The sequence below is a fragment of the Streptomyces sp. NPDC016851 genome (assembly GCF_055562795.1).
Map to the genome: position 1 here is coordinate 160,992 of NZ_JBVHEP010000012.1, position 19,928 is coordinate 180,919.

Below are 19,928 nucleotides of genomic sequence, written 5' to 3' on the forward strand. Positions count from 1 at the left end.
CGGAAGGAGAACAGACGTTGTCCGGCTCACCCTCTGAACTGCCGATCGTGGTGCTCGACGCCCTCATGCCCACGTCTCAGCGCCTCGTCCTGAACCGCCGGGGCTCCATGGTCTGGGAGGTGCAGAGCCATCGAGGTCACTACGCCGTCAAGGTCGGCTATCCGATCGCGGCTACGGCCGACTGGTCCGCCCAGCCCTGGACCGCCCTCGCGCCCGCACGCGAGGGTGCCGTGATGCATCGCCTCGGATTCGACGACTTCGCGTACGGAGAATGGGAGCACGGGACGTGGAACTTCCAGCCGTGGCATGAAGGGCCGGAGCTGTACCGCCTGTGGGAGCCCTGCCGTAGCAAAGGCTCGTCCGTCGCACCGCACTCCAGCGTGGCGCTGGGCTGTGTCGAGGCGCTGGCCGAACTGCACGCCAAGGGCTGGGCCCACGGCGACGTACAGCCCGCGCACTTCATCGTCGGGCCGGAGCGGACGCATCTCATCGATCTGGCTCTGGCCCGAGGTGGGCACGTTCCCGAGGGGTACGACTTCCCGTTCCGCGGCTGCCTCGTCCACTACGAAGCACCGGAGATTGCGCGCAGCGTGCTCACCGCTGGTGAAGCCGAGCCCACGCCGGAAGCCGACATCTACGCCCTCGGCGCCTGCCTGCTCATCTCGGCGACCGGTTGGCGGGCCGTCGAGTACCCGGACGACGCTCCACGCCCCGTCCAGAGAGAGGCCGTTGCCAACGGCAGACGCCGCCCCGTCAAGGCACCTGGTCAGCTTGGCGAACTGATCGACGCCATGCTCAGCCATGCGCCCGAGGACAGGCCCACCATTTATGAAGTGGCCAAAGCCCTTGGCTGACCCGCAAGCGCCGATTCGTCGTGCACCGCAGGGATGGGCTCGGTCTCCGTGCCTACGCGTCTTTCTCGACGTCGGCTTCCACGGGCCTCTCGGCGACGAACGAGCCCAGGCCGACCTCGGCTCGGATGAGTCCCTCCGTCTTGAGATGGGCGAGCGCCTTCTGTGCCGTCGAACTGGCGATGCCGAACTCGGCAGACAACTCGACGACGGAGGGGACACGAGCACCGACCGGGTACTCGCCGTCAGCGATGCGGGTGGCGATGGTTGCGGCGACCTGGCGCCAGACGGGACGGGTGCGGTCAAGCTCAGGGCTCATGCGGTGGACGCTAAAACTCTGCGGTAGACCGCGCGACCGCAGTAGACTGCGGTATACCGCGATGCAGGTACGTACGAAGGACCCCCGCGACGGATGCCGCCGTCCGGGGGCGCGGCCACCAGCCAAACCGATCGGAGCTGACGACGTGACCGACCTTATCCGCCTCCTTACCGCCTGGATTTCCCTCTTACTGAAGGGAGGGCGCGGTGCGGACATGCCCTCGAAGCCTCCCGCATCGGCCTTGCCGACCGACGTCCCCCGGGCGTCCAGGCCACCGCTGCCACGCAGTCCGTATGCGCTGGACGACAGTCCTCTCGACGCCACCGCAGTGAGGTCGGTACGTCCGTACGTGACCGCCCACGAGCAGCGCCGACGCGAACTGGCAGCCACCGCCCTGGGCCAGGAGGCGACCGTTGGCCCGCACTGGATCCACAAGCTGGAGGCGGCGTGATGCCGAACGATCTTCGTCTGCTCCCTTGGGCGGGCGGTGAGGGCAAGCGCTGCTACCTGATCACCGATGACCTTGGCGGACCGGTGTCCCGGCTGGCCGACGTCACGGAGTCGATCCAGCTCGGCATGGGCAACGAACTTCTCGCTCACTCCCACAACATGCTGCCGGACACCCCGCCCGGAGAACTCCGCTTTCTCGCCGAGCGCCTGACCGAAGCGCTGGCGGACGCACTCCGTATCGCCGAGAGCCGGGGATGCGGCTGAAGAATCTGAACTAGCCGGCGAATCGGCCCAAACGCCAGGAGCCCCGGATCTCTCCGGGGCTCCTGATCAGTGTGCACTCGGCAGGATTCGAACCTGCAACCTTCTGATCCGTAGTCAGATGCTCTATCCGTTAAGCTACGAGTGCTTGTTTTGTTTTTTCGCCGCTCCCGGGCCTTGCGGCTCGCTCGCGGCGACAGGAAGAACATTACATGACTGCCGCCGCCATGTGAAATCCGTTTGCCATACCCCTTGTGACCTGCGTAAATGACCTCAGACGGGGCTTCGTGACCGGTGTGGTGGAGGGGAGCCTTCGTGGGCGGTCCGGTGGTGCTTGAGGTGGCGCAGTGGCAGGGGTCGGGGGCTCCTACGGCCCGTCGGTTGCCCGGTGGGGCCGCCTGGCTCGCCGGGTTGGTACCCGCGGGTCGACGGCGGACGGTCGCGATCGATGACGGCGTCGGCGAGGCGCGGGGCGGCGTGCGGAGCGCGGATGTGCTGGAGCGCCATCTGCTGGCGGTGCGCGCGGCCTTGGCCGAGGTTCCGGCCGGCGAGCCGACCGTGACCGTCGGTGGCGACTGCGGGGTCGACCTCGCGCCGGTCGAGGCCGCGCTCTCCGCGTTCGGGGACCGGCTGACGGTGGTGTGGTTCGACGCGCACGGGGACCTCAACACCCCCGAGTCGTCGCCTTCCGGAGCCTTCCACGGCATGGTGCTGCGCGCCCTCATCGGCGACGGGCCGGAGGGTCTGCGGCCCGCGCGGAGCCTGGCGGCCGACCGCGTCGTGCTGGCGGGCGCGCGATCGCTGGACCCGGGTGAGCAGGCCCTTGTCGAGAGCCGCGGCATACGGCACCTCGGCGTCGAGCAGCTGGCGGGACCAGGGCCTCTCCTCGCTGCCGTGCGCGCCACCGGCGCCGAGGCGGTGTACGTCCACATCGACCTCGACGTCCTGGACCCGGCGGTGTTCCCGGCCGTCGGTACGCCCGAGCCGGGCGGGCTCGGCGTGGAGGAGCTGGTCGGGGCGGTGCGGGCACTGACTGAGGAGTTCGCTCTGGCCGGTCTCGCGCTCACCGAGTACGAGCGGGCGGAAGCCGCCGGCCAGGAGGAGGCGGTGCTGCGGCGGATCGTGGAGGGGCTGTTCGGGGCCGGCCGGTGAAGACGCCTTGAAAGCGACTCAGGGAGTTCAGCCGCGTGGGGCCGAACTCCCTGGTCAGAGTGCGGAGGCGGAGGGATTTGAACCCTCGATGGGCTTTAAGGCCCAAACCGCATTAGCAGTGCGGCGCCATAGACCGGACTAGGCGACGCCTCCAGTGCACATCCGCCCGCGCGAGCGCGAGTCGGTGCGTGCCGATGATGACACAGTCGAGCGTGCTGTCACCAATCGACCCCTACGGTACTAGGCGGGAAGGTCGCAGGGCAAAGGCCTTGTGCGGCCCCTGCAGCCAGCCTGTATCGGGGGTGCGGGGGCGGGTGGGTGTGCGGTGGAGTCGTGCGGCGCCGCCGACCGGCGCGCAACGTAGTGGGCCGCGCCGCGTTAGTCAGGTCATGTCGATGTCGCATGCCATGCGCCGGGGTGTCCCCGGAAACGCGTCCCGGACCTCGCCGGTCTCCGTCGCCTCGCAGAACTCAGTCACCGCCCGTCCCCGTCTGCGGCGGCTCGTCGTCGGTGCCGCCGCCTCCGTCGCCGCCTTCGGGTCGCTGGCCGCGGTGTCCCCGGCCGCGTACGGCCAGGCCGGGCCGTCCCCGGTCCGGCTCACGGCGGGCCAGGGACCGGAGCGGGACCATCTCACCGTCGCCGTGCGGAACGCGGGCGGTGAGGTCGACGGGACGTACGAGCTGTACTGCGGGCCCGACGGCGGCAGTCATCCCGACCCGCGCGGAGCCTGTGCCGCCCTGGAGCGGGACACGCGGTGGGGGAAGGACGTCTTCGCACCCTCCCCGGAAGGCGGCTTCTGCACCATGCAGTACGGCGGGCCGGCCACCGCGCACGTCACCGGCACCTGGGCCGGACGGCCCGTGGACGCCACGTACGACCGCCGTGACGGCTGCGGGATCGCCCGCTGGGACCGGCTCGTGCCGCTGCTGCCGGACATGACGTCCGAGAAACACCCCTGAGGGAAGCCCGTGACGGTTCCGCCCCGTGTCGCCGCACTCGCCCCTATCCGGCCACCTCACGGCCCCATTCGGCCACCCGGGCGAAAAGGTACAGAAACACTGCCCTCGTAAAGGTCCCGCGAAGGTCCCGCGACGTCCTTGCAGGAGGACGGGCGTTTCCGCTTACTCGGTCGTCAGTTCGGGGTCACTTCCTCGTGCGACCTCGCTCTCATCCGGCGTCGCGAGCGCAACCACAGCCCTTAGACTCCCTCGCGTGACACGCCGCGGGACGGTTGGCAAGATGGCCCGAGCGGTCGGCAAGGTGCGGTAACAGGGAGGAAGCGTCTCGTGAGCAGCAGGCCATCCCGAGGCGCTGCTCGCCTCGCAGCCATACTGGACGCTCTCCCCGACGCGTTGGTGCTGGTCAATGCCAACGGGACGGTCGTCAACGCGAACACCATCGCCCTGGAAGCCTTCGAGACGCCGGGGACCGCTCTGGTGGGGCGCGGGCTGCTCGACCTGCTGCCGCAGTTCGACTCCAAGCTCATCCCTGGGTCCATGCGGCGGCCGGAGCACCTCGATCCGCAGGCCCGGACCAAGCCGACCCGGATGATCGCGCGCAGGACGGACGGGACCGAGTTCCCCGTCGAGGTCACCAGTGCGAATCTGGAGAACGGGCAGCAGGCCTACGACGGATACGGGTACAGCGGGGACGAGCTGCTCATGCTCGTCGTGAGGGACCTGACCGGGACCGTCGACACCGAGGCCGAGCTGGCGCGGTCGCAGCGGCAGACCGAGATGATCCTGCGGGCCGCGTCCGAGGGCGTCGTCGGGACCGACACCGACGGGCGGATCGTGCTCGTCAATCCGGCCGCCGCTCAGATACTGGGTTTCCGGGCCAGCGATCTCGGCGGGCGCGCACTGCACGATCTCGTGCTGCACTCGCGCGCCGACGGATCGCCGTTCCCGTACGAGGAGTCGCCGCTCGCCGACACCCTGCGCTCCGGGCGCAAGCACCGGGTGCGCGGGCAGGTGCTGTACGCCAAGGACGGCGGCAAGGTGCCGGTCGACCTGACGACCGCGCCCGTGCGCGACGGCGACCAGCTCGTCGGCGCCGTGATGACCTTCACCGACCGGCGGCCGTACGACGCCGTCGTCGAGGAGAAGGAGGCGGCTCAGAAGCGCCACGAGGAAGAGCTGGAGCGGATCGCCGAGGAGCACGCCTCCGAGCTGACCGCGCTGCGCCAGCAGCACGTCACCGAGCTGGAGGAGCTGCACGAGCGGCACGCCGAGGAGCTCGGCGCGAACGAGGACCGGTACGCCGCCCTCGGGGAGCGGGAGAAGGACCGGTACGAGGCGCTCGCCGCGCGGCACGAGCAGTTGCTGACCCTGCTCGGGCGGTCCCTGCGCGGGCCGCTGGAGGAGCTGCGGCGCGAGCTGGCCGCGCTGGCGGCGGATGACGCCGGGCAGCTGTGGCCCGAGGCCAACCAGGTGCTGCACCACCTGTCCGCCGGCTATTCGCGCATCACCACCCTCATCGACAACGTCCTCGGCTACCAGCGGCTCGACACGGGCAGCGAGGGCATCTCCCGTACGAAGGTGATGCTGGACGCCGTCGTCGCCGCCGGTGTCGACGGGGCCGTCGAGCTCATCGGTCCCGGGCGGGTCCAGTTCGCCGTGCACGCGCCGCCCATCGAGGCCGAGGTCGATCCCCGGCTGCTCGCCACCGCCCTCGCGCATCTGGTCGCGGACGTGGCGGGGGTCGACGCGACCGGCAACACGCCCGTGTCGGCGGGCGGTTACCTGGACAACACCGTCGTGGTGGCGGCGGCGCAGCGCGGCGAGGTCGTACGCATCGAGGTGCGCGGGCCGTACGCCGGCGGCGACACCGTGCACGAGCCCATCGTCCGCGGGATCGTCCGGGCCCACGGCGGCGTGCTCCAGACGCATGAAGTGCCGGGGATGAGCGGTAACGCGTACGTCCTCGAAGTGCCGATCGGGGGCGGGGCCGGGGCCGTTGCCGCGCATGCGGATGCGGATGCGGACGGCGCCCAGGCGGTCGACGCCGCTGCCGATGACGGGCAGACGGCCGATGGGCAGACGTTCGGTGGGCAGACTTCTGCCGGGGGGCGGCGCCGGGCGCGGCGGGCCACCACCGATGCCTTCCTGGACGGTGATGTCCCGGCTGAGGGTGAGCCCACCGGGCGGCGGCGGAGGCGGGCCGCCGGGGAACCGGCCGCCCTTCCCGCGCAGGCTTCCGGTGAGGGTGCGCCCGCGTCGGGCGGTACCGGGCGGCGGCGACGTGCGGCCGAGGACGCCGGTGCGGTGCCGGCCCTGCCCGTCGGGGGTGCCGTCCAGGGTGTCGCCGAAGGGGCCGTCGTCACGGCCGCCGAGCATGCGGCGGGGACCGCCGCCTCGGGTACGGGGCTGGGCGGGACCGTTCCGCCGCAGGGCGTGCCCGCGCCCTCCGGGCGGCGGGCCCGGCGTGAGCCCGGTGAGCAGCACGCGCTGCCGCCTGCGCTGCCCGCGCCGTCCGGCGAGGCCGCGGCCGGGGCCGGGGCCTCCGATCCGGCCCAAGGTCAGACTTCGCAGCCGACCGGGCGTCGGCGGCGGGCGCTGGCTGCCGCCGCCGAGCGGGCGGCCGCGCAGGAGGCCGCGGCGGGGCCGCGTCCCGTGTTCGCCCTGCCGCCGGCCGAGGCGGATCAGGCCCCGGTCGTCGACCCGGTTGGCCCGTCGGGCCCGTCCGGCCCGTCCGGTCCCTCCGAGCAGGGGCAGCAGGTCGCCCCAGGTGGTGTCCCCGGTCAGGGACAGGTGCCCGGTCACGGGCAGGTGCCGGACCAGGGTGCGCACGGGGGTGTGGCGGTTCACGGTTCGGCTGCCGCCGGTGCCGGGGTGGCCGAGGAGGGGCGGCACGACGCCGTCCCGCACGACCAGTCCGCCGATCACACTCCGCCCCAGCCGCATCCCACGAGTGCGCCGACCGGGCGTCGGCGGCGGGCCGTGGCGGCTCAGCCGGCCGACGGGGCCGGAGCGCAGGCGCCGGGTACGGCGGCGGGTGCGGTGGCCGGTGCGCCGGTGCAGGGCGCCGGACAGCAGGCTCCTGTGCCGGCCGGTTCCGTGCCCCCGGCGTCCGTGCAGGGGGTTGACGCCCAGGGAGTTCCCGCGCAGCAGGACGTCACCGGTCAGGTTCCGGTGGGCCAGGCCGGGGTGGCCGCCGGGCAGGTCGCTCCCGGTACGGCCGTGCCGCCGCAGGGCGTGGCGGTTCCGGCGCAGGGCAACGCCGCTCACCCACAAGCCAACGCCGTGCATCCCCAGGGGAACGTCCCGCAGGGGACCGTCCCCCAACCGCAGGGCGTCGCCGTACCCCCGCAGGGCGTGTCCGTCCCCGCCCCGGGCGGTCTCGGGCACAGCGTGCAGGCCGCGGCCCTCCCGGGGCAGGCGCTTCAGCCCGTGTCCCCGAACCAGCCCCTCGGTGCACAGCCCCTGCCGCAGCAGGGTGTCGCCGCGCCGGAGCAGCAGCCCTCCGCCGGTCAGCCGCTGCCCGCCGAGGCCGCGCCCGGACAGGGCACCCCGGCTCAGGGAACCCCTGCCCCGGGCACCGCCGCACCCGGAGCCCCGGCCCCTGCCCCTGCCCAAGGCGCCCCCGCCCCCCAGCCACAGCCCTGGCCCGCCGCCGACGACAGCTCGGGAGCCGGTGTCGCCGTGCCGCCGAACGGTGCGGCGCAGTCCGTGCCGCCGAACGGCGGGGCACAGCCGGCACAGTCCGTGGCCCCCAACGGCACCGCCCATCCCGTACGCCCGAGCGGCACCCCCGCGGGCCAGGCGCAGGCCCAGGCCGCGGCTCCGGCCCCCCAGACCCACACCCCGGCCCCCGGCACCCCGTTGCCCCCGGAGGGCGCGGCGCAGGCGCATCGCGCGGCTCAGCCGTTGCCCGCGGAGGCGGCCGCGCCCGTCGACCCGAATTCCACGCAGGGGCGGGCGATCAGCGTGCGGACGCTGGGCCAGGGTGTGCCGTTCAACCGGCAGGCGGCTCAGGTGCAGCAGCCGTCGGGCATGCCCGCCGCCCGTCCGGCCGGTTCCGCCCCGCAGATGCCGGGCGTGCCCGCGCCCCAGTCGTCGGCGACGCCGCCCCCGCACCAGTCGGGCGGATCGGGCCGGCGCCGCAAGCTCGGCACACCGCCCGACCCGGCCACGCGGACGGAAGGGAGCGGGCGGCCCGAACAGGCCTCCCGCCAGGAACCCGCGCCCCGCCCGGAGCACGCCGCGCGCCCGCATCCGACGGCCGAGCCGACTCCCGCACAAGGCACCGCGCAAGGCACCGCACAGGGCACCGCCCCGGCCCCCGCGCCCGCCCCGGCCCCCGCGCCCGTCCCGGCGCAGCCGTCCCTCGCCGGTCAGTCGCGGCTCGCGCAGATGACCGAGGGCGGCGGACGGTCGTACGCCATAGGCGCGCCGGACGAGAACGCCGCCGAGGGGCCGGAGCCGCTGGACGGGCCCGGCGGTGCCGTCGAGGTGGCCGATCCTCCCCGGCCGCAGCCGATGGACGACGAGCTGCCGCCGGAGCCGCTGGACAACCCGCGGCGGCTGCTGGTGTGGCCGGCGCCGGACGTCAGCACCTCGCAGGCGCTGAGCGACCGCGGCTACCGGCCCGTGATCGTGAACTCGCGCGAGGAGGTCGACGCGCAGATCGCCGCTTTCCCGGCGGCGCTGTTCGTCGACCCGCTGACCGGGCCGATCACGCGTACGGCGTTGCAGTCGCTGCGGCAGGCCGCGGTCGCCGCCGAGGTGCCCGTCCTGGTCACGGCCGGACTCGGGCAGGCCTCGCGGGACGCGGCGTACGGTGCCGATCCCGCCGTCCTGCTGAAGGCGCTGGCGCCGCGCGACAGTGAGCAGCACCCGCCGCGCGTGCTGCTGATCGAGGAGCACGCGGAGATCGCGCTCGCGCTGACGGCGACACTGGAGCGGCGCGGGATGCAGGTCGCGCGGGCGGCGAGTGACGCCGACGCGGTGACGCTGGCGGGGCAGTTCCGGCCGAACCTGGTCGTGATGGACCTGATGCAGGTGCACCGGCGGCAGGCTGGGATCGTGGACTGGCTGCGCGCGAACGGGCAGCTCAACCGCACCCCGCTCGTCGTCTACACGGCCGCCGTCGACCAGGCCGACCTGCCGCGGCTGGCCTCCGGCGAAACGGTGCTGTTCCTCGCGGAGCGGTCCACCAGCGGCGAGGTGCAGACCCGGATCGTCGAGCTGCTCTCCCGGATCGGGACCAACTAGGGACTGCCTGGCTGGTTCTGCCTGGCCGGTCCTACCTGGCTGGTCCTACCGGGCCGTGAGGCGGCGCGCCGCCTCCTTGACCGAGCTGCGCAGGCGGTCCTGGTCGGGCTCCTGGCCCCCGACCAGGATGCGCCGCATCTGCGGCACGACCACGGTCCAGTTGGCCAGGGCCGTCAGCAGGAACAGCAGGTCGGCCGCCGGGATGGCGTCGGTGACGACTCCGCGGTCCTGGCCGTCCTGGAGGGCGGCGACCTTGCGGGCGTAGTGCTCCTGGCGGTCGGACTCGTGGGGCAGTTCGTCGGTGCCGTACTCCAGGCCCTCCCAGAAGAGCAGGCGCAGCAGCTCCGGGTGGGCGGAGTGGTAGTCCATCAGGCGGTCGACCCAGCCCTCGATGTCGTCCGGGTCGACGGGGACGGCCTCGGCGAGATGGAGCATCTTCTTCTCGAGGACGATCGCGAACAGCTCCGCCTTGTTGCCGAAGTAGGCGTAGATCAACTGCTTGTTGGCCTTCGCCTCGGCGGCGATGCGGTCGATGCGGGCGCCGGCGATGCCGTGCCGGGCGAACTCGGCGACCGCCGCCTCGAAGATCCGGGCCTTGGTGGCCTCGGGGTCCCTTGCTGCTCCCATGGGGGAGAGGGTAGCGCGCCAAGTAACCAACTGTTTGGTTGACAGGGAATCGAAGGGCGCCCCACACTGTTTCCTCATCATCCAACCAACCAGTTAGTTGCTAGAGCCGACTCCAAGGAGTCCTCCTCCCATGCCGTCAGCCACCACCGCCACGACCACGTCCCGCCCGGTCGGCACCGCCCCCGCCCGCGAGGCGCGTACTCCCGGCCCCGGTGTCTTCCTCACCCTGATCGCCGTGTGCAGCGCGGTCACCGCCGCCAACATCTACCTGGCCGCCCCCCTGCTCTCGCTCATGGCCCGCGACTTCGGCTCGGCGCCCTCGGCCGTCGCCTGGATCGCCTCGGTCGCGCAGCTCGGCTACGCGGTCGGCCTGCTCTTCTTCGCCCCGATCGGCGACAGCGTGAACCGGCGCCGGCTGGTCGGCGGACTCACGCTCGTCACGACCGCCGCGCTGGCCGCCAGCGCGGCCGCCCCGGGGGTCACCGCCCTCGCGGTCGCCGTGTTCGTCGCCTCGGCCGCGACCGTGATCCCGCAGCTGCTCGTCCCGCTGGTCGCCGAACGCGCCCCGGCCGAGCGGCGTGGCCGCCATGTCGCGGCCGTCATCGCGGGCCTGTTCACCGGCATCGTCGCCGCCCGGGTGCTGGGCGGACTGGCCGGGCAGGCCTTCGGGTGGCGGTGGGTGTTCGCGGGCGCGGCCGTGCTCACCCTCGTCCTGGGGCTCGCGACCGCCCTGGTCCTGCCGTCACAGCGGCGGCGGGAGGGCCCGCTGTTCGCCGGGCTCGCCGCGCTGCCCGCGGTGCTGCGCCACTCGCCCGACCTGTGGCGCGCCTGCCTGCGGCAGGCCGGGATGTTCGGGGCGTGGAGCGCGCTGTGGACCTCGCTCGCCCTGCTGCTGACCGGGCCGGAGTACGGGCTGTCCACGGCGACGGCCGGGCTCTTCGGGCTGTTCGGGCTGACGGCGAGTGCGGTGGCGCCGCTGGCCGGCGGGCTCGTGGACCGGTTCGGGGCGGCGCGTGTCGTGCGGTCCGCGTACCTGCTCGCCGCCGTGTCCGTGCCGCTGTTCTGGCTGGGCGGGCAGGTGCTGGGGGCGCTGTTCGCCGCCGCCGTGCTGATCCACGCGGCGCTCGTCGCGTCCCACGTCGCCAACCAGACCCTCGCCCTGACCACCACCTCCACCCCGGCCACCGCCAACACCGCCTATGTCGTCGCCGGGTTCGCGGGCGGCGCAGGCGCCTCGGCCCTCGCCGGGTTCGCCTTCAGCCACTTCGGCTGGGGCGGCGTGTGCGGGGTGGCGGGCCTGTGGCTGGTGCTGGGGTGGGGGCTGACCGCCGTACGGCGGTGACGGCGGTCAGGCCTCCCGGGTGTGCCACGGGCTCAGAGCCGCGTCACGTCCAGCTCCCCCTCCGCGTACTGCCTGCGCAGCACCTTCTTGTCGAACTTGCCGACGCTCGTCTTCGGCACCGCCTCGATGACCGTCCAGCGCTCCGGGAGCTGCCACTTGGCGATGCCGCCGTCTTCGGCGAGGAAGGCGCGCAGGGTCTCGAAGGTGGCGGTGGAGCCCTCCTTGAGGACGACCGTGGCCAGGGGGCGCTCGCCCCACTTCTCGTCGGGGACGGCGACGACGGCCGCCTCGGCCACCTCGGGGTGGGACATGAGGGCGTTCTCCAGCTCCACCGACGAGATCCACTCGCCGCCGGACTTGATGACGTCCTTGGCCCGGTCGGTGAGGGTGAGGTAGCCGTCGGCGGAGATCGTCCCGACGTCGCCCGTCTTGAGCCAGCCGTCCTCGCTGAACTTGTCGGCGGGGCGGAGCGGGTCGGCGCCCTGGCCGTTGTAGTAGGCGCCGGCGATCCACGGGCCGCGCACCTCCAGCTCACCGGCCGACTCGCCGTCCCAGGGGAGGCGTTCGCCGCCCGGGCCGGTCAGCCGGGCCTCGACACCGGCCGGGAAGCGGCCCTGGGTGAGGCGGTAGGCGAACTCCTCCTCCGTGCCGGCCACTCCGGCCGGGGGACGGGCGATCGTGCCGAGCGGGGACGTCTCCGTCATGCCCCAGGCGTGGCAGACCCGCATGCCCAGCTTGTCGAAGGCCTCCATGAGGGCCGGCGGGCAGGCCGAGCCGCCGATGGTGACCTGGGTGAGGGAGGAGACGTCGCGGGGGTGCGCGGTCAGCTCGCCGAGCAGACCCTGCCAGATGGTCGGGACGGCGGCGGCGTGGGTCGGCCTCTCGCTCTCGATCATCGCGGCGAGCGGGGCCGGCTGGAGGAAGCGGTCCGGCATCAGCATGTTCACGCCGGTCATGAAGGTCGCGTGCGGCAGCCCCCACGCGTTCACATGGAACTGCGGCACCACGGCCAGCGAGGTGTCCTCGTCGGTCAGGCCCATCGACTGGGCCATGTTGACCTGCATGGAGTGCAGATAGATGGAGCGGTGGCTGTAGACCACGCCCTTGGGGTCGCCGGTGGTGCCGGAGGTGTAGCACATGGAGGCGGCCTGGCGTTCGTCCAGCTCGGGCCAGTCGTACGAGGTGGGCTTCCCGGCGATCAGGTCCTCGTACTCGTGGACCCGCGCGGTCGCGTCCGCGAGCAGGGAGCGGTCCCCGGGGCCGGAGACGACCACGTGCTCGACCGTCTTCAGGTGCGGGAGCAGCGGGGCGAGCAGGGGGAGCAGCGAGCCGTTGGCGATGATCACGCGGTCGGCCGCGTGGTTGACGATCCAGGCCAGCTGCTCGGGCGGGAGCCGGAGGTTCAGGGTGTGGAGGACCGCGCCCATGGAGGGGATCGCGAAGTAGGCCTCCACGTGCTCCGCGTTGTTCCACATCAGGGTGGCGACCCGGTCGTCACCGGCGACGCCGAGGTCCTCGCGCAGGGCGTGTGCCAGCTGGGCGGCGCGGGCGCCGATCTCGGCGAAGGAGCGGCGGTGCGGCTCGTCCTCCCCGGTCCAGGTGGTCACCTGCGATGTCCCGTGGATCGTCGACCCGTGGGTCAGGATTCTCGAGATCAGCAGCGGTACGTCCTGCATGGTGCTCAGCACGGCGTCCTCCCGGGGCGACATTGCCTGCGCGGTGGTAAAGGTTGCGCTGATTCTGCGCACATACCGCGTGGTATGTCACTAGGACCGGGTGATCGATCAGGTCACGGCTGCCGACGGAACCGCTCAGCGGCGACCGACACGTCCGCTCAACTACGGACAAGCCCCAGCTCAGCGTCCTCCCGGAGCTTGCTGATCGCACGGGAGACGGCCGACTTCACCGTGCCCACCGAGACGCCGAGCACCTCCGCCGTCTGGACCTCGCTGAGGTCCTCGTAGTACCTGAGGACGACCATCGCCCGCTGCCGGGCCGGCAGCCGCATGATCGCCCGCCACATAGCGTCGCGCAACGCCTGCTGCTCGGCCGGGTCGTCACCGGCGGGCACCGGATCCGGCTCGGGCAGCTCCTCGCAGGCGAACTCGTCGACCTTGCGCTTGCGCCACTGCGAGGTCCGCGTGTTCAGCAGGGCCCGGCGCACATAGCCGTCGAGGGCGCGGTGGTCCTCGATGCGCTCCCAGGCGACGTACGTCTTGGTGAGCGCGGTCTGCAACAGATCCTCCGCGTCGCTCGGGTTGCCGGTGAGCGAGCGGGCGGTACGCAGCAGCACCGGCTGGCGGGCCCTGACGTACGACGAGAACGACGGGTACGGAGGAGCCTGCGCCGCTGGTGCAGCGGCCTTCGACGCGCTGGTGCAGACGAGTGTGGTCATGGCTCAACGCTATGAGCGGGGCCACCGTCAGCGGATCGGCCGCAGGTCCCGAAGCGGGGTCCCCCTCAGGTTGTACGGGTGGGGTTCCCCGCACCTCCTGTAGGTGGAGCGAAGGGCCCGGGGTACTGCGGGTCAACCCTGAGAGTCGGCTGTCAGTACGAGTCCCGAGGTGGGCACGCCCGTCCCCGCCGTCACCAGGACCCGCTGCGCACCCGGTATCCGGTTCACCGCCGTCCCCCTGATCTGCCGGACGGCCTCCGCCACGCCGTTCATCCCGTGCAGGTACGCCTCCCCCAGCTGGCCGCCGTGCGTGTTGAGCGGCAGGCGCTCCTCGGCCACGAAGTCCGGTGCCTCGCCGGGGCCGCAGAAGCCGAACTCCTCCAGCTGCATCAGCACGAAGGGCGTGAAGTGGTCGTAGAGGATCCCCACGTCGATGTCGGCCGGCGCGAGTCCCGAGGTCCGCCACAGCTGCCGGGCCACCACCGCCGTCTCGGGCAGGCCGGTCAGGTCGTCGCGGTAGAAGCTGGTCATCTGCTCCTGCGCGCGTCCGGCGCCCTGGGCGGCCGCCGCGATCACGGCCGGCGGGTGCGGCAGATCGCGGGCCCGCTCCACGGAGGTGACGACGAGCGCCTGACCGCCGTCCGTCTCCTGGCAGCAGTCCAGCAGCCGCAGCGGCTCGACGATCCAGCGGGACGCGGCGTGGTCGGCGAGGGTGATGGGACGGCCGTGGAAGTACGCCGCGGGGTTGGTCGCCGCGTACTTGCGGTCGACGACGGCCACGTGCCCGAAGGCCTCGGGTGTCAGCCCGTACGTGTGGAGGTAGCGCTGGGCCGCCATCGCCACCCAGGAGGCCGGGGTGAGCAGGCCGAACGGCAGCGCCCAGCCGAGCGCCGTGCCCTCCGCCGACGGCTCCCGGTGGCGCACCCCGGAGCCGAAGCGGCGGCCCGAGCGCTCGTTGAACGCCCGGTAGCAGACGACCACGTCCGCCGCGCCCGCGGCGATCGCCAGGGCGGCCTGCTGGACGGTGGCGCAGGCCGCGCCGCCGCCGTAGTGGACGCGGGAGAAGAAGGAGAGCTCGCCGATGCCGGCCGCCTGGGCGACGGTGATCTCGGGGCTGGTGTCCATGGTGAACGTGACCATCCCGTCCACGTCGGCGGGTGTCAGCCCCGCGTCCGCGAGGGCCGCGCGCACCGCCTCGACGGCCAGGCGCAGTTCGCTGCGGCCCGAGTCCTTGGAGAACTCGGTGGCCCCGATGCCGGCGACGGCCGCGCGCCCGCCGAGATCGTCCCGTCCTCTCAGACTCATGCCGGAACCCTCACCGTCACCGTGCCCGTGACGTGCTCGCCGAGGCCGTTCACGCCGACGACCCTGACGGTCGCCGTGTCCCCGTCGACCTCCTCGACCGTGCCCGTCAGCACCATCGTGTCCCCGGGGTGGTTGGGCGCGCCGAGCCGGATCGCCACCCGGCGCAGCTCCGCCCGGGGCCCGAAGTGGTCGGTGATGTAGCGCCCGACCAGGCCGTTGGTCGTCAGGATGTTCATGAAGATGTCGGGGGAGCCCTTCTGCCGGGCGAGTTCCGGGTCGTGGTGCACGTCCTGGTAGTCCCGGGAGGCGATCGCCCCGGCGACGACGAGTGTGCGGGTGACCGGGATCTCCAGCGGCGGGAGGCGGTCGCCGGGGTTCACCGCGTCACCCCCTGGAAGACGGGCAGCACCAGCTCGTCGTCGTACCGGCGGAACTCCAGCCGCACCGGCATGCCGATCCGCACCTTGTCGTACGGCACCCCCACCACGTTGCTGATGATCCGCACCCCCTCCGCGAGCTCGATCAGCCCCACCGCGAAGGGGGGCTCGAAAGCCGACAAGGGCGGGTGGTGCATGACCACGTACGAATAGACCGTGCCCTCGCCGCTCGCCTCGACGGTGTCCCAGCCCGGCCGGCCGCAGCTGTTGCAGCCCGGGAGCCAGGGGAAACGCAGGGTGCCGCAGCCGGTGCAGCGCTGGATCAGCAGTTCACGGCGCGCCACGCCCTCCCAGAAGCCGGCGTTGTCGCGGTTGACGACGGGGCGGGGGCGGCGCTCTTCAGGGGCGTTCGACGCTTTCGGCCGGCGTGCGGGGGCGTACTTGAGGATGCGGAAGCGGTGGGTGCCGACGAGTTCGCCGGCCGCCCTGACGTCCGTGCGGGTGGTGACGAAGTAGCCCGGTCCCAGTTTCGTGGTCTTGCGCTGCGACACCGACTCGATCACCGAGTCGAAGGTGATCTCGTCCCCGGGGCGCAGGGGGCGGTGGTACTCCTGCTCGCAGTCGGTGGCGACGACCGCGTGGTGGCCCGACTCGTCGAGCAGGCCGAGGAGTTCGTCGTAGGCCGCCGTGCGTTCGGGGCGGCGGGAGAGGCCGGCCATGGTCCACGCCTGGAGCATGGTGGGGGGAGCGATGGCGTCCGGGCCCGTGTACGCCGGGTTGGTGTCGCCCATGGCCTCGCACCAGTGCCTGATCATCGGGGCGTTGACAGGGTCCCGGCCGACCCCGGTGGCGGCGGCCGGGCGGCCCTCGTAGGCCTTCAGGCGCGCCTCGAACTCCTCGTGGACCTCCGGCTCACCGTTCACAGTTTCTGACTGTCCGTCAGATACGTGGTTCCGTCAAGGCCCCGCAGTCGCCGAAAGCGCCTGGGCGGCGGTACCGAAGTACCGCCGCCCAGGCGCTTGTCACCCCACGAAGCACACCCACACAGGACGCGGGCCGATGCCGGCGCACCGGCCCGCTCAGCTCACCACCACAGCGGGGAGAAGCTGATGGCGGTGTTGGCGTTGCCCTGGTTGACGATCGTGGGCTCCGTGCCGTTGACCTGGGCGGTGTTGCTCTGGTTGGAGGCCCCCTCACCGACGGCCTGCTGCTGGGTGGTGGCCGCGTTGCCGAAGTTGTCGCCGCCGACGCCGCTGCCGAGGAGGCCCTGCTCGGCCTCCGTGGCGGACGCGATCGATCCGTTGTCCGCGAAGGCGCCGTTGTCCGCCGTCGCGACACCGGCGAAGAGGGCGGCCGCGAGCGGGAGGGCGGAGACGGCGGCGATGACGCGGCCGGTACGGATACGTGCCATGTTGTTGTCCTCCAGGACTTCAGAATTACTGCTGCCACCAGGGGAATCGGCCGACCACCCCGGTGCGGTACGCGACGTCGCGAGTCCAGAGTTGCCCACCGAATCCCCGGCGAACCAGACCGGAAGCCACCATTCGCACGCAAGCGTGATGACATGTCGATAAACCCCTTTGCGTCACTTCCGTCCCGGACGGGAGCAGAAGGGGGCGTTCGAACCCAGGTGCCGCAAGGGCCGAAGCGTTCCCGTGTTTTCCCGTCCGCCTCTCCGCCCCGGCGCGTCGCACCCGTTCCCTCTTTCCTTTTTCGAACGTACGTACGAAACTAGGAGCATGGCCACCACCGACCGGCAGGCCACGACGCTGGCCCTCGCACACGCCCTGTCAGCCGCCGAACGCGGACTGGCCGTCATCCCCCTGTCCCGCACCAAGCTCCCGGCCCTGCGCTCCCCGCACCGCGACGACCCGGCCCCCTCCCCCTGCCACGGCGAGTGCGGCCGGCTCGGCCATGGGATCTACGACGCCTCCAGCGACCCCGCCCGCATCCGCGAACTGTTCGCCGCGGCGCCCTGGGCGACCGGGTACGGCATCGCCTGCGGCTTGCCCCCGCACCATCTGATCGGCCTCGACCTGGACGTGAAGACCGGCACGGACGCCTCGGCCGCCCTGCGCGAGCTGGCGTTGCGGCACCTGTTCACCATCCCGCCGACCGTGGTCGTCGTGACCCCGTCCGGCGGCCGTCACCTCTGGCTGAGCGGCCCGCCCGACGTGGTCGTCCCCAACTCGGCGGGCCGCCTCGCCCCCGGCATCGACATCCGGGGCGCCGGCGGCTACCTCGTCGGTCCCGGCTCCCGCACGGGCCAGGGCGTGTACGCCGCGGCCCCGGGAACCGCCCATCTCGCCCCCGCCCCCTGCCCGCGCTCCCTCCTGCGTCTGCTCCTCCCGCCGCCCCGCGCCCACCACCCCACACCCCCGGCGGCCGGCGGACACGGCCAGGGCCTGGTCCAGTTCGTCCTCGCCGCGCACGAGGGCCAGCGCAACACCCGGCTGTTCTGGGCGGCCTGCCGGGCCTACGAGGACGGCATCGGCCCCGCGCTCGTGGACGCGCTGGTCGACGCCGCCCGGGGCACCGGCCTCACCGAACGCGAGGCCCGGGCGACGATCGCGTCGGCAGCGCGGCTGACGGGGCACCGGCCCTGAGCCAGGGCCTGCCCATGAGCACCGAAAGACCTCCATGCGACAGCACGTCAAAACGCCGGCCCTGGCGCTCGCCCGCCTCGTCCTGGCCTCCGGCCGCCCGGTGGATCTCGCCGAGCTGCGGTTCACGTCGACGTACGGCGATCTGCTGGAGGGCTATCCCTGCAAGCCGGTGAACGACCGGCGGATCCGCGGCCTGCTCCGCGCCGCCGAGCGGGCCCGCCCCGGCACACCGGTCCACCTGCTCCCGCCCCGGCGTGCCTACCCCGACCAGTACGCGGGCGGCCTCGGGCCCGTCGAGGTCCTGCCCGCCGTGGCCTGCGTCGGCACGTTCCACTCCACGGCTCTCGATCCCGCCCACGACCCGGTCACCTACCGCTCACGGCTCACCGTCGTCTGGTTCCAGGCCACGCCCCGCCTGCCCTCGGGCTGCGACGCGGAGCCCGGACTGCGCGACCTCGACTGGGCGGGACTGGCCCGGGACGCACGGGCGCTTGCGTAGGGTCGTGCAATGAGCGCTTCCCGCACAGAACTGCTGCGCTGGCAGCACGAGTTAACCTGGTCGTTGTTCGAGTACCACCTGGAGCGGCTGGAGCCGGAGGACTTCCTCTGGGAGCCGGCCCCGCTCTGCTGGACGATGCGCAGGGGCCCCGACGGAACCTGGGTACCGGACTGGGCGGACACCGAGCCCGACCCCGTGCCCGTCCCCACCATCGCCTGGGTGAGCTGGCACATCGGCTGGTGGTGGAGCGTGACCCTCGACCACGCCCAGGGCCGCCCGCCCCGCGACCGCACGGACGTGGTGTGGCCTGGCGAGGGCACCCCGGCCATCGACTGGCTGCGCGGCCTGCACACCCAATGGCTGACCGTCCTGGACGGCCTCACCGACACCGACCTGGACACGACAGCGATGTTCCCCTCACCGGACGATCCCGAGTACACCGTCGCCCACATGGTGGCGTGGGTGAACGCGGAACTGATGAAGAACGTGACGGAGATCGGCCAGCTGCGGATGCTGCGGGCGGCTTCCGCGTAGGGCCTGTCGTTTGGATCAGGTCGCAGGAAATCGGCAGCGCTTCTCAGCGCCGGTGAGCGGGGTCTGGTGCGTGCAGCTGCAAGGCGGAGGAGGGAAAGGCGGAGGAGGGAGTCGACGCGATGGGGGCACTGCCCGCGTGAGCGAAGCCGAGCGTGGGGGAGTCGGTGACCGACGACAACGCCGCAGATGCGCGTGCCAGGCCCCGCGTCTGCGGCGTGATGCAAACGACAGGCCCTAAGGCGCCGTGCGGTAGACCGTGGACTCGCGGGCCCGGAATCCGAGCCGCTCGTAGAGGCGGTTGGCGGCGGCACGGTCCGGCCGGGAGGTGAGGTCGACCGTGCGGGCCCCGGCCTCGCGGGCGATCCGCACGGCCTCCTCGATGAGCAGGCCCGCGACGCCCTGCCCGCGCGCCGCGTCGTCGACGACCACGTCCTCGACCCGGCCCCTCAGCCCGGACGGCAGGGGCAGCAGCACGAGGGTCAGAGTGCCGGCGATCACGCCACCGGCCCGGGCCACGAGCACGGTGACGGCGTCGCAGCGGACCATCCGGTCGACCGCCGCCCGGTCCAGGGGCCGAGCCGTCGTGGACAACTGCGGAAGCAATCGGCCGAAGGCGTCGACGAGTTCCTCGCTCGGCTCCCGGATGATCTCGACATGGACGTCCATGACGGAAGCGTATCCGTACTCCTAAATCACTAATGGCAGCCCTGTGACCAGCGACGAAGCAGTTCGTTGAAGCGGGCATGCGATGTCGTCTGCTCTCCCGTGCCGCTGTGCTGCTCCTCGTGCTCGTCGCCCTCCAGGGCGGTTCCTCCGCCCTGGCCGCCGAACCCGGTGGCGAAGGCGGGGGCGGGCGGTCGGGGGCGATCGATCCGATCACGCCGTTCGCGCAGGGCGCGTCGGCGATCGCCGGGATGGCGCAGCCCTTCTACGACGCGTTCAGCCAGGCCGTGTCACCGGGTCCGAGGGCCTAGCCGGGCGGTTCGTGACATCGTGGG

The 19,928-nt window shown here is 72.6% G+C and carries 19 protein-coding genes and 2 tRNA genes; 10 read left to right on the forward strand and 11 right to left on the reverse strand.

All coding sequences use genetic code 11. From position 1 onward, the window contains the following. The first annotated feature begins 17 nt into the window (after positions 1–17). The gene (locus tag ACZ3I3_RS21075; RefSeq protein WP_467367168.1) at positions 18–854 is read left to right on the forward strand and encodes a protein kinase domain-containing protein; all 837 of its coding nucleotides are present in this window, start codon (positions 18–20) and stop codon (positions 852–854) included. A gap of 52 nt (positions 855–906) precedes the next feature. Here ACZ3I3_RS21075 and ACZ3I3_RS21080 read toward each other — a convergent pair whose 3' ends face one another. Then, positions 907–1,170 carry a GntR family transcriptional regulator gene (locus ACZ3I3_RS21080; RefSeq protein WP_467367170.1) on the reverse strand — a complete coding sequence of 88 codons (264 nt, stop codon included), beginning with the start codon at positions 1,168–1,170 and terminating at the stop codon, positions 907–909. Between the two features lie 450 nt (positions 1,171–1,620). Between ACZ3I3_RS21080 and ACZ3I3_RS21085 the strand changes: the two genes are divergently transcribed. Continuing rightward, on the forward strand, positions 1,621–1,884 hold the full coding sequence (locus ACZ3I3_RS21085; RefSeq protein ID WP_467367172.1) for a hypothetical protein: 264 nt from the start codon (positions 1,621–1,623) through the stop codon (positions 1,882–1,884). A gap of 72 nt (positions 1,885–1,956) precedes the next feature. Here ACZ3I3_RS21085 and ACZ3I3_RS21090 read toward each other — a convergent pair. Next, positions 1,957–2,029 (reverse strand) — tRNA-Arg (locus ACZ3I3_RS21090). A 329-nt stretch (positions 2,030–2,358) separates the two neighbouring features. Between ACZ3I3_RS21090 and ACZ3I3_RS21095 the strand changes: the two genes are divergently transcribed. Further along, complete coding sequence (locus ACZ3I3_RS21095) at positions 2,359–3,033, forward strand: arginase family protein (protein ID WP_467367174.1); 675 nt, start codon at positions 2,359–2,361, stop codon at positions 3,031–3,033. Positions 3,034–3,095: 62 nt separating this feature from the next. Here the strand turns inward: ACZ3I3_RS21095 and ACZ3I3_RS21100 are convergent. Beyond that, positions 3,096–3,186 (reverse strand) — tRNA-Ser (locus ACZ3I3_RS21100). Positions 3,187–3,422: 236 nt separating this feature from the next. On the opposite strand from ACZ3I3_RS21100, the gene ACZ3I3_RS21105 reads away from it, so the two are divergent. After that, on the forward strand, positions 3,423–3,992 hold the full coding sequence (locus ACZ3I3_RS21105) for an SSI family serine proteinase inhibitor (protein WP_467367176.1): 570 nt from the start codon (positions 3,423–3,425) through the stop codon (positions 3,990–3,992). 327 nt (positions 3,993–4,319) lie between these two features. After that, positions 4,320–9,245: a PAS domain-containing protein gene (locus ACZ3I3_RS21110; protein ID WP_467367178.1), complete on the forward strand. Its 4,926-nt coding sequence runs from the start codon at positions 4,320–4,322 to the stop codon at positions 9,243–9,245. Between the two features lie 45 nt (positions 9,246–9,290). Here the strand turns inward: ACZ3I3_RS21110 and ACZ3I3_RS21115 are convergent, their stop codons facing one another. After that, positions 9,291–9,872, reverse strand: coding sequence for a TetR/AcrR family transcriptional regulator (locus ACZ3I3_RS21115; protein WP_467367180.1), 582 nt, complete (start codon positions 9,870–9,872; stop codon positions 9,291–9,293). 130 nt (positions 9,873–10,002) lie between these two features. Between ACZ3I3_RS21115 and ACZ3I3_RS21120 the strand changes: the two genes are divergently transcribed. Then, positions 10,003–11,214, forward strand: a complete 1,212-nt coding sequence (locus ACZ3I3_RS21120; RefSeq protein WP_467367182.1) for an MFS transporter — start codon at positions 10,003–10,005, stop codon at positions 11,212–11,214. Positions 11,215–11,246: 32 nt separating this feature from the next. Here the strand turns inward: ACZ3I3_RS21120 and ACZ3I3_RS21125 are convergent, their stop codons facing one another. The 6 genes from ACZ3I3_RS21125 to ACZ3I3_RS21150 all read right to left on the reverse strand — a co-directional run bounded on the left by ACZ3I3_RS21125 (position 11,247) and on the right by ACZ3I3_RS21150 (position 16,702). After that, positions 11,247–12,923: a long-chain fatty acid--CoA ligase gene (locus ACZ3I3_RS21125; protein ID WP_467367184.1), complete on the reverse strand. Its 1,677-nt coding sequence runs from the start codon at positions 12,921–12,923 to the stop codon at positions 11,247–11,249. 125 nt (positions 12,924–13,048) lie between these two features. Next, positions 13,049–13,609 (reverse strand): SigE family RNA polymerase sigma factor, encoded by a 561-nt coding sequence (locus ACZ3I3_RS21130; protein WP_467367186.1) that lies wholly within the window; start codon positions 13,607–13,609, stop codon positions 13,049–13,051. A 132-nt stretch (positions 13,610–13,741) separates the two neighbouring features. Further along, positions 13,742–14,914 (reverse strand): lipid-transfer protein, encoded by a 1,173-nt coding sequence (locus ACZ3I3_RS21135; protein WP_467367188.1) that lies wholly within the window; start codon positions 14,912–14,914, stop codon positions 13,742–13,744. Continuing rightward, positions 14,911–15,294: a MaoC family dehydratase gene (locus ACZ3I3_RS21140; protein ID WP_467367189.1), complete on the reverse strand. Its 384-nt coding sequence runs from the start codon at positions 15,292–15,294 to the stop codon at positions 14,911–14,913. The genes ACZ3I3_RS21135 and ACZ3I3_RS21140 overlap by 4 nt, the downstream gene beginning before the upstream one ends. Further along, positions 15,291–16,214, reverse strand: a complete 924-nt coding sequence (locus tag ACZ3I3_RS21145; protein WP_467367191.1) for a bifunctional MaoC family dehydratase N-terminal/OB-fold nucleic acid binding domain-containing protein — start codon at positions 16,212–16,214, stop codon at positions 15,291–15,293. The genes ACZ3I3_RS21140 and ACZ3I3_RS21145 overlap by 4 nt, the downstream gene beginning before the upstream one ends. A gap of 161 nt (positions 16,215–16,375) precedes the next feature. Beyond that, positions 16,376–16,702 carry a hypothetical protein gene (locus tag ACZ3I3_RS21150; protein WP_467367193.1) on the reverse strand — a complete coding sequence of 109 codons (327 nt, stop codon included), beginning with the start codon at positions 16,700–16,702 and terminating at the stop codon, positions 16,376–16,378. Between the two features lie 328 nt (positions 16,703–17,030). Here ACZ3I3_RS21150 and ACZ3I3_RS21155 point away from each other — a divergent pair, with 328 nt between their 5' ends. From ACZ3I3_RS21155 to ACZ3I3_RS21165, 3 genes are read left to right on the forward strand one after another with little or no spacing between them, the layout of a single operon-like run. Beyond that, entirely contained in the window at positions 17,031–17,897 is an 867-nt protein-coding gene (locus tag ACZ3I3_RS21155) for a bifunctional DNA primase/polymerase (protein WP_467367195.1), read from the forward strand. 34 nt (positions 17,898–17,931) lie between these two features. Beyond that, positions 17,932–18,396 (forward strand): hypothetical protein, encoded by a 465-nt coding sequence (locus tag ACZ3I3_RS21160; RefSeq protein ID WP_467367197.1) that lies wholly within the window; start codon positions 17,932–17,934, stop codon positions 18,394–18,396. 9 nt (positions 18,397–18,405) lie between these two features. Beyond that, on the forward strand, positions 18,406–18,930 hold the full coding sequence (locus ACZ3I3_RS21165) for a DinB family protein (protein ID WP_467367199.1): 525 nt from the start codon (positions 18,406–18,408) through the stop codon (positions 18,928–18,930). Between the two features lie 234 nt (positions 18,931–19,164). Here the strand turns inward: ACZ3I3_RS21165 and ACZ3I3_RS21170 are convergent, their stop codons facing one another. Further along, positions 19,165–19,596 carry a GNAT family N-acetyltransferase gene (locus tag ACZ3I3_RS21170; protein WP_467367201.1) on the reverse strand — a complete coding sequence of 144 codons (432 nt, stop codon included), beginning with the start codon at positions 19,594–19,596 and terminating at the stop codon, positions 19,165–19,167. A 77-nt stretch (positions 19,597–19,673) separates the two neighbouring features. Here ACZ3I3_RS21170 and ACZ3I3_RS21175 point away from each other — a divergent pair, with 77 nt between their 5' ends. Continuing rightward, positions 19,674–19,904, forward strand: a complete 231-nt coding sequence (locus ACZ3I3_RS21175) for a hypothetical protein (protein WP_467367202.1) — start codon at positions 19,674–19,676, stop codon at positions 19,902–19,904. The last annotated feature ends 24 nt before the right edge of the window (positions 19,905–19,928 follow it).

What these genes read in the sequence shown, in the direction of transcription:
- ACZ3I3_RS21120 (WP_467367182.1), top strand. Translation starts at nt 10,003, where the DNA reads ATGCCGTCAGCCACCACCGCCACGACCACGTCCCGCCCGGTCGGCACC.
- ACZ3I3_RS21160 (WP_467367197.1), top strand. Translation starts at nt 17,932, where the DNA reads ATGCGACAGCACGTCAAAACGCCGGCCCTGGCGCTCGCCCGCCTCGTC.
- ACZ3I3_RS21130 (WP_467367186.1), bottom strand. Translation starts at nt 13,609, where the DNA reads ATGACCACACTCGTCTGCACCAGCGCGTCGAAGGCCGCTGCACCAGCG.
- ACZ3I3_RS21175 (WP_467367202.1), top strand. Translation starts at nt 19,674, where the DNA reads ATGCGATGTCGTCTGCTCTCCCGTGCCGCTGTGCTGCTCCTCGTGCTC.
- ACZ3I3_RS21135 (WP_467367188.1), bottom strand. Translation starts at nt 14,914, where the DNA reads ATGAGTCTGAGAGGACGGGACGATCTCGGCGGGCGCGCGGCCGTCGCC.
- ACZ3I3_RS21165 (WP_467367199.1), top strand. Translation starts at nt 18,406, where the DNA reads ATGAGCGCTTCCCGCACAGAACTGCTGCGCTGGCAGCACGAGTTAACC.
- ACZ3I3_RS21080 (WP_467367170.1), bottom strand. Translation starts at nt 1,170, where the DNA reads ATGAGCCCTGAGCTTGACCGCACCCGTCCCGTCTGGCGCCAGGTCGCC.
- ACZ3I3_RS21085 (WP_467367172.1), top strand. Translation starts at nt 1,621, where the DNA reads ATGCCGAACGATCTTCGTCTGCTCCCTTGGGCGGGCGGTGAGGGCAAG.
- ACZ3I3_RS21125 (WP_467367184.1), bottom strand. Translation starts at nt 12,923, where the DNA reads ATGTCGCCCCGGGAGGACGCCGTGCTGAGCACCATGCAGGACGTACCG.
- ACZ3I3_RS21115 (WP_467367180.1), bottom strand. Translation starts at nt 9,872, where the DNA reads ATGGGAGCAGCAAGGGACCCCGAGGCCACCAAGGCCCGGATCTTCGAG.
- ACZ3I3_RS21155 (WP_467367195.1), top strand. Translation starts at nt 17,031, where the DNA reads ATGGCCACCACCGACCGGCAGGCCACGACGCTGGCCCTCGCACACGCC.
- ACZ3I3_RS21105 (WP_467367176.1), top strand. Translation starts at nt 3,423, where the DNA reads ATGTCGATGTCGCATGCCATGCGCCGGGGTGTCCCCGGAAACGCGTCC.
- ACZ3I3_RS21150 (WP_467367193.1), bottom strand. Translation starts at nt 16,702, where the DNA reads ATGGCACGTATCCGTACCGGCCGCGTCATCGCCGCCGTCTCCGCCCTC.
- ACZ3I3_RS21170 (WP_467367201.1), bottom strand. Translation starts at nt 19,596, where the DNA reads ATGGACGTCCATGTCGAGATCATCCGGGAGCCGAGCGAGGAACTCGTC.